The organism is Ligilactobacillus aviarius subsp. aviarius DSM 20655 (assembly GCF_001436315.1).
Lineage (GTDB): Bacteria > Bacillota > Bacilli > Lactobacillales > Lactobacillaceae > Ligilactobacillus > Ligilactobacillus aviarius.
Genome location: NZ_AYZA01000024.1, coordinates 270,216 through 279,620 on the forward strand (window position 1 = coordinate 270,216; position 9,405 = coordinate 279,620).

A 9,405-nucleotide genomic window follows, 5' to 3' on the forward strand; every position below is an offset into this window, starting at 1 on the left:
AAACCCGATTATGCGGATATAGCAAAAAGGTTGCGACTTACGTCACAACCTTTTTTTAATTTCCAATTTGAAAGGGGACCAGTAAGAGAAGGGCAAAAGGGCTTATTTTAACTTCCGAAGGGCATCTTTTTGAGCTTCCTGATTGACGTGGGTATATAAATCGGTTGCGGATGTCCCTTTTTGCCCTAATTGTTGGGATACTAAGACCCGGTCTTTGGTGATTTCATATAATTCCGATGCGAGAGTATGCCGTAATTTGTGGGGCGTTAACGGATGACCAAATGCCGTAGAATATTTTTTGATCAGTTTTTCAATTGAATTATACGTAATGCGCCGAACCTCACCGTGATATTCAGTGACAAAGAATGCTTTTTGATCCTTCGGCGGATTGTACCGGTCTTGGCGAATTTTAGCATAGCGTTCGACGTATTGAACGACCCATGGCGCAATTGGAACTGAGTCCCGCATGCCACCTTTCCGCGTAACATCAAGCATTGCATCTTCAAGATGAAGGTCTTCAACATTAACGTTGGCTGCTTCTGAAACCCGAATTCCAGTCCCAAGGATCATTGCAGCAATACAGATATCGCGTTCTTTATTTTTCTTAAACGCGGTTAAAGCCCGCGGATCACAATTTTTTTCATATTCATTTTCGATAAAATCAATGAATTCATATTTCCGTTCGCCAGTGTACATGTGCGTTTCAAGGTTGTGAGCACGGTAATTCAACGTTTCCGTGGTATTTAATGAATCAATTTTGAGCATCACATTATTGGTAAAATACGGTTTTCCATCTTCGGTATCCGCCGTAACGGTCAAAAACTTAAACAATGATCGTAAAGCATTGATCGACCGATTAATGGATGTTGGTGAATTAACGCGTCCTTGTTTGTTTTTAGAATGTTTAAGAAAATCAATGTACAACATAATGTCTGAACGGCGCAACTTAGCAAGCGTTTCAACTTTAATTGCTTGATTTTCCTTTGCATCCGAAATGCCTGATTCGCGCAACCAATTAAAAAATCGTCGAAATTCAGTTAGATATTGATAAATCGTTGTGATTGAATGATTAGTTTGCAAATAAAAATCACGGATATAAACTGGAAGTTTTTTGAGTTCAGTTTGAATTAATGGTAAGTAACGATCGTGATCCATAAACAAATCCTTTCTAAAGCTTGATAAGGGGATAGCTAATTCTTTGATTTAATCTGTTATTAAAATTATAGTTTTAATGACTAACATATGCAACTTAAAAGAGGGGTTCTCAATGATCCAAATTATGATGCTTTAACCGTTTAAAGCAAATTCGATCACAAATTCCAATCATTGGTCCTTGGAATAATAATCCAAAAATTGTTCCGATGTTGATTGCGACAATTTGATGACTGATTAAAAATGTAATTGCAACAATAATGATTGCTGGCAAATAAACGGCAAACATTGCTTTAGTTGAATTTCCATTAAAGAACTTAAACCGGACGATTTGCATTAAATCATCTGCAGGATGCAGCATCCAGTTTACGCGTTGGTACATTGAAACACCTAATGATACTAAACATATTCCAAATAAATCAAATAAAATTCTCATTGGTAAATTCATGGTCATTACTAATGAGTGTTTTAAAATGCTGCTAAGCCAACTTACAAGGTACGAAAATAACACCATAAAGATGATACTTTTACCAATGCGCTTTAAATCGATTTTCCGAATCAAAATGGTATTAATGATGATCAATAATGCACCCCAAATCACCATGATGTTTCCAAGTGACCAATGAATCGTCTGACTGACGTTGACACACGTTGCGGTCCATAATGGACTTCCTAAGTTCAGCGCAACGGTCAGTGCATTCCCAAAACTATTAATGATAATTGATAATCCAAAGTAAACAGCAAGTTCAAGCTTGCTAATGTCGTGTATTTCCATTGAAACTTCATCCTTTTTGATGTTGGTTATTAAAACTATTATACACTTTAATTTGTTTTTTGCTTAACGCGATTGATATTCTAATTGTTTTTTGTTATGATAATCAAAATATATTTTGCAAAATGATTTTTGAATAATTTAAGGAGGTCGGCCCAAATGCCTGATTTTTACTATTATCCGCGATGCGGAACGTGTCGGAAAGCAATAAAATGGCTGGATGAACACCATATTCAATATACGCCACATGACTTAGTTAAAAATCCTCCGTCTGCAGCGCAATTTGAAAAATGGATGAAAATGACGGATTTGCCGCAAAAACGGTTCTTTAATACGAGCGGTCAACATTATCGGCAACAAGGATTAAAGGATAAAGTCAACGCGATGTCATGTACTGAAGCATGCACGATCTTATCAAATGATGGTATGTTGATCAAACGACCAATCATGGTTGACGGAAACCGGATTACGGTTGGCTTTAAGGAAGCCGAATACGAAGAAGTATGGAATAAATAATTGATAAAAAGACATCTGGTGAACACTCATCAGATGTCTTTTTACTAATTATTTGTAATGTCCAAGATATCTTCGTGATTATCAACAACAAAAATTTTCGGTTCGGTTAAATCAGTTAAACTTTGAAGATTGATCTTCCGCACCCGTTGATTGTTATACGTTGCAAAGTAGTATGTTTGTGACGTTGCACTCATAAATGAACGGTAGCAACTAAAGTCTTGCGCATCGGTTTGAAGTGCAAGACAAAAGTTAGACAAGATTAAATTATCAAGCTACCAAGGCGTGATTTCGGTATTCAACCGGAGTCATGCCTTTTGTTTTTAAAGTCGTTCTAACATTATTAAAATATTGAACATAATTTCGAGAAAGTTTCCCTAATTCTGTAATATCTTTACATGGTGGAAAGCCGGCCAGTAATTCCGTTTTGTACAGGTGAAAGAAACTTTCTACTGGAGCGTTATCTAAGCAGTTTCCCTTGCGGGACATACTTTGAACAAAGTGATAATCCGCTAGTTTTTGGGTATAGTAAGCTAACTGATAATGCCAGCCTTGGTCGGAATGAATGGTTGGCTGGGCACCATCAGGTAAGTTATCAATTAATTCTTCAAGGGTGCGCATAATTAGTTCTTTATTGGGACTAGTACTAAGCTGGAAAGCCAGGATCTCTTGGCTGGCTTCATCAATCATCACTGAAATATAAGCCCATTGATGGTTAGCCAACCGGACTTGCGTAACATCCGTATGAATAACTTGGTAAGGTTGGTGCGCATTAAATTTTTGGCTCAATTTATTAGCCGCGATCTTGCCTACCGTGCCATGATAGGACGAATATTTGCCGTTACGGTGACGGTTATAGAAACTGACTTGAACGTTCAATTCACTCATTAGTTTGCAAATTGTATCGCCAGACAAATGTAATTCCATTTTATCTAATTCAGCTTGAATTCGGCGATAGCCCGCAGTCCAACGCCCTCGGGCCTTAAAACGTTGTGCGATTTGAAGAATCATTTTCTTAGTTTTTGTGTATTTGTCATGGGGATTGGCAATCCGTTTACGCTCATCGTGATAAGTTGCCTTGGGAAGCATAATGGTCTTGAGCAGATCGCCAATCTTATAGCGTTGTTTCTTAGGCAGTGATGCTTGATCGTCCCTGATCTGATCCACTATTTGCGTTTTCTTCCGGGCCTTAAGGATCCGAACAGGGACAGCGATTTTTTTAAGATGTCGCGTTCCATTTTGGTTTCATAAAGTTCCTGATTTTTCTTCGCCAATTCTTCTTTTAAGCGGTCAAGCTCACTTTGATGTGCGAGCTGCTGCCGTTGTTTTTTAGGATGATTCACTTTAGGTGGCCTACCTTTCGGCTGAGGATTCAAGGCCGTAATTCCTTCCCGTTCAAATATTGAACGCCAAATAGAGACCTGCGACGGTAAAATGTCAAAGCGGTCCGCTACTTCAGCCATTGAATCCTCGTGAGTTTGGTAATAGTTTATCACACTTAATTTGAAATCAGCAGTAAAATTCCGTTTATGCCGCCGTGGTTTGAGAGCATCAGGACCATTTAACCGGTATCTTTGAACCCATCTAGATATTTGACTTTCTCCAATATGATATTTCTCACTTAAATCATTGATACTCTGTGCAGTTGAAAGATATTCATGAACAATCTGCGCCTTTAATTCAGGTTTATATTTAACCATACAAAAAGTGCCTCACAATCATTAGTTTTTTGTCTAACAATTGTAGGGCACTTCACAAAATAGGTGTATACTTTATTTAACAACTTGACTCGGAGGTGTTTCGATTGATTTTCTAGAATTATTAATTTGCAAAAATAACTGTTTAATTTATTTTTGGACGGGACTTTTGTGCATTTTTTTAATTCTGAAAGTTGATCGTAATACACGGCTTTAAATCTGAAATGACGGTATTTTCCTGACGATATTCAGACCTGTATTACGTAAAAGTGTACGGGTCCTTTTTGAAAGGAAGTATCAGAATGGCAGACATTAAAGTCAAAAACTTAACTTTCGCATATGATGGTCAACTTACACCCCTTTTCAAGAAGGTAAATTTAAACATCGGCCTTGATTGGAAGCTGGGATTACTTGGACGGAATGGCCAAGGAAAAACAACCTTTTTAAAATTACTTCTCAGCGAACTTGTCCCGAATGGTGGTCAAATTGAACGTCAGACGACTTTCCAATATTTTCCATTAAAAATTGACCACCCTTCTTATCCAACAATTATGGCGATTCAGGACAACTATCCAATTGAAGAATGGGAATTAAAAAAAGAACTGTCAAAGATGTGTTCAAATTCAGATGAGTTGATTTGGCGGCCATATGCCGAATTAAGTGGTGGCGAACAAACGAAGGTTCAGCTGGCAACCCTTTTTAAGAATGATGACGTTTTTCCATTAGTTGATGAACCGACTAACCATCTAGACGGCAAAAGTCGAAAACAAATTGCGGATTACTTAAAACACAAGAAACAAGGATTTATTGTTGTAAGTCATGATGTTGCGTTTCTTAATCAAATAATCGACCATGTTTTATCAATTGAGCGAAATACAATTTTACAATTTCATGGAAACTTTGACACCTATAAAGTTGAAAAGGAAAATCAGGATCAAAATTATCTGGAAGAGAATCAAAAATTAAAAAACGAAATCACGCGGTTACGGGAAACAGCACGCGAAAAGAAGAACTGGGCTGTGCAACGTGAAAAAGATAACTATGGAAACCCGCATGTCAAAGGAAGCGGCGGAACTGGTCATAGTGGTTTTACAAGTGCCCGGGCGAAACGTTCAATGAAACGCTCAAAGGCAATTCAAAAGCGAATTGATCAGGAAATTAAGCAAAAACAAGCACTTTTCAATAATATAATTGAGACTTCGCCGCTAACGATCAACTATATTCCTTCAAGAAAAGACGAAGTTTTATCTTTTAAAGATTTTCAGCTTGGGTATGATTTCCCGCTTTTTGATCCAGTCACGTTTACCTTAAAGCGTAATGAGCAGCTGATCGTTACCGGTCAGAACGGAATTGGAAAATCTACGCTATTTAAGTTTATTTTGAATCTGGTTCAAATGAATTCGACCGGTGATTTTCACGTCAATTCGCACGCTAAAATTAGCTATTTGAGCCAATCGGTAAAACTGAACGGAACGATTATGCAGCTTGCAGATCAGAATGGATTGAATTTCAATGAAATCTTGAATCTTTTGCGTAAGCTGGGGATGCCGCGTGAAGTGTTTAATCTACCAATTGAGCAGATGAGTAAGGGACAGCAAAAGAAAGTCGCATTGGCGAAATCTTTGGTTGAACCAGCAAACTTATATTTGTGGGATGAGCCATTAAATTACTTAGATATTGAAAACCAGCAACAAATCTTGACAATGATCAAAGAAAAATCACCGACAATGCTGATTGTTGAACATGATCAAAAATTTATTAATTCGTTTGATCCGCAATTTGTAAAATGTTTGAAACGGTAATCAAAAGAGGACTGTGATGTCGGTCACAGCCCTCTTCTTTATACGTTAAATCGTTTTTCAATTTTAGCTTGCTGCTTCTTTGAAACAACGGTTGCTAAAAATAGCAATGCAAGAACAAATAAAATAAGCGTTCCTAATGGATTTCCGTGGTTATTCAGCATTGTGGTTGAATGCGACGTTGAAATTCCGATTGAACATGCGTCCAAGAGTCCATGGAGTAAAATCGGCATAATCAAGTTTCCGGACTTCAAATAGATAACAGCTAGGATAATTCCTAATAAAAATGTCCCAATCATTTGCAACATGGTTTGATATGCAGATTGATGAAGAATATTCATTAAATGAGTAATTCCGAAAAGAAAGCTGCTAAGGAAGATTCCCTTCCAAATTACGTGAGTCTTGTGAACATGATGTATGATGCTTGGTAATAGCATTCCCCGCATGATAAATTCTTCAGCACATGCAACTAAAAGTGCAGTTATTAAACAAAAGAGCGGCGCATGGATACGGTAAAGGTTCTTTTCAAAGACGACCATATAAAAGGCAATTAAAAAGTCGCCTAAAAACGAGAGATAAAACGTCTTTTTGAAAAGCAGCTTTTCGTGAGTATAAAAATGATTAAGCATCCAGCAGAAAATGAGCATGATGACTTCCAAAATTCCCATTCGGAATAGAATCCGTTTTTGCAAATCAAAGCCATCACCGATGCGAAATTTGAGAAATATCCATACCCAAGCAGATTGAATCAATAAAAAGCAAATTAACCAAATAAAATAAGTGATTAATGGTTTAAATTTTGAATTCTCTTTCATTCTTTTTCCCCTTTGTAATTAAAAATTGAATTACTTTGAAAATCAAAATAACTCAAAACCATTATATCACACGGGTATTTTGAACCTTCAAAATATTTAACCATTAATTTTTGGATAAGTTCGAAAAAAAGATGCGCTTTTTATTGACAACCTTTACATAATTAATTATTCTACACTTATAGAGATTTATCTCTGTAATTTAAAATTACTAATAAACACTCCAGCTACTTTCAAAATACACCCATTCTTTGCTGAAGTGTTTATTTTTTTGCAAAAAAATCTCACTGGATAATTCCAGTGAGAACCAATTCGATTATAAGTCTGGGTCCTTATTCTATTCTTATTCATGCTAATATCATGCAACATTTATCTACCTATTATATGAATAATTATATCTATTGTTATATTCATTCAAATATCACTCAACTATCATAGAATTATGATTCCATTGCAACCATTTCGCAACCATTAAAAAAAGACGCTGACTAATCAGCGTCATGGTCGTGAGTCTCCTAATTATGGAAAAAATTAAGTAGAAAAAAATAAGATGGAGTATCAAAGAAAGAAAATTCTTCATGCCTTGATTTCAGAATACAACAGAAAAAGCAGGAATACCATAGACTGGTACTCCTGCTTTCTGATTAATTTGATATTCAATTACGCTAATATGATAACGTTTCGCCAACGAAAATCAAGTTGGCGTTGTTAATTCCGTTCTTAGCAACTAAGGCTGATACCGTTGTTCCAAGACGTGCAGCAATGCCACTCAATGTATCGCCACTTTGAACAGTGTATACATGGGAAGCACCGCTTACTCGCAACCGTTCGCCAACGTAAATGTAATTCCAATTTGAAATTCCGTTCATGTTAGCAAGATGAGCGGTTGTCATTCCGTAACGGCTGGCAATACCGCTCAACGTATCGCCGGAACGTACAACGTAAATGCTTGAGTTGTTTACTTGGTCGTTGCGTTGAGTTTGACTTGCTGTTTGCAAGATTTCAACGTTCGATTTGTATATCCAGCTGTTAATTCCACTAAGCAGAACCTTATTGCCTGATACCTGTTCGACCGTGTAAGCTCGACCTTTGACCCAACTTGGAATACTTTCGCCGGTTGCCCAGTGCGTGGCACTGAAATTGACTTTGACCGTAAACCCTACCGAAATATCCCGTTTTGGCGTGTTGTCGGCTTTCTTGCCTTCCTGAATTACAGGAGTATTATTATCCGGCTTGTTCGGGTTGCCTTTTTCATAGCCATTCTTTGTGATTCCCAGTAAGTCAATGTTGTAGTCGATTGCTTTGCTGTAAACGCCCCGACCGTGGTCTGAATATTGCCATAACGCTACATTATCCATTGACGGGAAATATTCCATTGGTGCAGGATATGTTCCGTTTGTATACGGATAACCAGCAACCCAAATCTTATTTGGATAAGCGTTACCGATTTGATTTACGTAGAAATGAGCATTGGCATATCCTTTGTAAGAGTAGAACACCGGAGTAAAGCCATTATCACGAATAACGTTCATTGCTGAAATAACGGCGTTTGTGTTTCCTTGCAAGTCTTTGCCGTAACCTTGTTCACAGTCAAGAGCGATGATTGAACCTTTAGGACATGCGTTTTTGATTTGCGGCAAGAAATGATATACCGCTTGCTGCGCTAAGTAACCATTATCGCCAGTTTGCAACCAAATGTAAGTATGAGCTCGCTTACCCTGCGCGATTGTGGTAGCCACTTGGCTATCGTACGTTGGTTGACTGTATGTTGAACCGTCCCCGTACATTCCACCAACCTGACAAATTGCAAACTTGTCATCAGGCGAAACGAATTGAGCGTTGTAGCCTTGGTATTTTGATAAATCAACCCCGTAATCTCTATCTGCATGAACCGGAGTCATTGCGATTGTCACTCCCGCCATTAAAGCAGCAGCACCCGCAATCAATTTACTTTTCTTCATTGGCGTTGTCCCCTTTCTCTGTTGCTTGACCTGTTCCATGGTCGTAATCGTCTTGCAGCTTAGCAAGATGATTTTTCAAAAAAGACGGAATGGGAACGCCCATTTCGCCTAAGTTCTCAACGATTGAAACACAATAGATAACAACATAGAACGCAATCAAGCAAATCATTTGGTCGTGAAAGCCCATTGCACTTGCAATCGGAAAGAGCGTCAAAACAATCAGAATGACGCACCCGTGAGTGATTAAGCCTTTCAACCCTTTGCTTGAAATCGTCATGTTGTTGGTTTTCTTAGCAACCAATGATTTTGCTATGCCGGTAACAATATCCGCCACGACAGCCCAAGTGAATATCACGATAACCGGTTCGTCAATCATGTGGTCGAGATAGCTAAGAACGAGGTAGTGGAAATGCTCCACTACTTAGCGGTTTCCGTTGAGTTGCTGCCTTGAGTTGGTGTAGCCGTTGTTAAAGCTGTGTACTTAGCCAGCTTTTCACGACCTAATTCTTGAACTTGTTTCCGGTTCAAATCATCTAAGGTGTCAACACCTTGTGGCAAATCATCGGGAGTTACAACCATGGTTGCACTGATAAAGTTTGAACCTTCATTCCCTGAAAATGAGATGTTGATTGATGTTGTGTTACCGTTGTTGTCAAAGTTGTAGTTTAAGTTACTCATTTTGATTTGCATAATTCATTG

The 9,405-nt window shown here is 38.0% G+C and carries 11 protein-coding genes; 2 read left to right on the plus strand and 9 right to left on the minus strand.

Annotation, left to right across the window (positions count from 1 at the left end):
- Positions 1-102: 102 nt before the first annotated feature.
- Both xerS and FC33_RS08065 read right to left on the minus strand, forming a co-directional pair.
- Complete coding sequence (gene xerS, locus FC33_RS08060; protein ID WP_057828078.1) at positions 103-1,155, minus strand: tyrosine recombinase XerS; 1,053 nt, start codon at positions 1,153-1,155, stop codon at positions 103-105.
- A gap of 109 nt (positions 1,156-1,264) precedes the next feature.
- Positions 1,265-1,927 (minus strand): DUF6198 family protein, encoded by a 663-nt coding sequence (locus FC33_RS08065; RefSeq protein ID WP_057828079.1) that lies wholly within the window; start codon positions 1,925-1,927, stop codon positions 1,265-1,267.
- A 156-nt stretch (positions 1,928-2,083) separates the two neighbouring features.
- On the opposite strand from FC33_RS08065, the gene FC33_RS08070 reads away from it, so the two are divergent.
- Positions 2,084-2,440, plus strand: coding sequence for an arsenate reductase family protein (locus tag FC33_RS08070; RefSeq protein WP_057828080.1), 357 nt, complete (start codon positions 2,084-2,086; stop codon positions 2,438-2,440).
- A gap of 44 nt (positions 2,441-2,484) precedes the next feature.
- Here the strand turns inward: FC33_RS08070 and FC33_RS08350 are convergent, their stop codons facing one another.
- The 3 genes from FC33_RS08350 to FC33_RS08080 are packed head-to-tail and all read right to left on the minus strand — an operon-like array spanning position 2,485 to position 4,137.
- Entirely contained in the window at positions 2,485-2,697 is a 213-nt protein-coding gene (locus FC33_RS08350) for a linear amide C-N hydrolase (RefSeq protein WP_146993401.1), read from the minus strand.
- A gap of 10 nt (positions 2,698-2,707) precedes the next feature.
- On the minus strand, positions 2,708-3,604 hold the full coding sequence (locus tag FC33_RS08075) for an IS3 family transposase (protein WP_081037088.1): 897 nt from the start codon (positions 3,602-3,604) through the stop codon (positions 2,708-2,710).
- The gene (locus tag FC33_RS08080) at positions 3,604-4,137 is read right to left on the minus strand and encodes a helix-turn-helix domain-containing protein (RefSeq protein ID WP_057828081.1); all 534 of its coding nucleotides are present in this window, start codon (positions 4,135-4,137) and stop codon (positions 3,604-3,606) included. The genes FC33_RS08075 and FC33_RS08080 overlap by 1 nt, the downstream gene beginning before the upstream one ends.
- Positions 4,138-4,436: 299 nt before the next feature.
- On the opposite strand from FC33_RS08080, the gene abc-f reads away from it, so the two are divergent.
- Positions 4,437-5,936, plus strand: coding sequence for a ribosomal protection-like ABC-F family protein (abc-f, locus tag FC33_RS08085; protein WP_057828082.1), 1,500 nt, complete (start codon positions 4,437-4,439; stop codon positions 5,934-5,936).
- Positions 5,937-5,974: 38 nt separating this feature from the next.
- Here the strand turns inward: abc-f and FC33_RS08090 are convergent, their stop codons facing one another.
- The 4 genes from FC33_RS08090 to FC33_RS08105 form a co-directional block, all read right to left on the minus strand.
- Positions 5,975-6,601 carry a CPBP family intramembrane glutamic endopeptidase gene (locus tag FC33_RS08090; protein ID WP_235803908.1) on the minus strand — a complete coding sequence of 209 codons (627 nt, stop codon included), beginning with the start codon at positions 6,599-6,601 and terminating at the stop codon, positions 5,975-5,977.
- An 809-nt stretch (positions 6,602-7,410) separates the two neighbouring features.
- Positions 7,411-8,706 carry a LysM peptidoglycan-binding domain-containing protein gene (locus FC33_RS08095; protein ID WP_057828084.1) on the minus strand — a complete coding sequence of 432 codons (1,296 nt, stop codon included), beginning with the start codon at positions 8,704-8,706 and terminating at the stop codon, positions 7,411-7,413.
- The gene (locus tag FC33_RS08100) at positions 8,693-9,124 is read right to left on the minus strand and encodes a phage holin family protein (protein WP_268888906.1); all 432 of its coding nucleotides are present in this window, start codon (positions 9,122-9,124) and stop codon (positions 8,693-8,695) included. The genes FC33_RS08095 and FC33_RS08100 overlap by 14 nt, the downstream gene beginning before the upstream one ends.
- Positions 9,124-9,396, minus strand: coding sequence for a hypothetical protein (locus FC33_RS08105; RefSeq protein ID WP_057828085.1), 273 nt, complete (start codon positions 9,394-9,396; stop codon positions 9,124-9,126). Before FC33_RS08105 ends, FC33_RS08100 begins: the two co-directional genes overlap by 1 nt.
- Positions 9,397-9,405 lie beyond the last annotated feature (9 nt).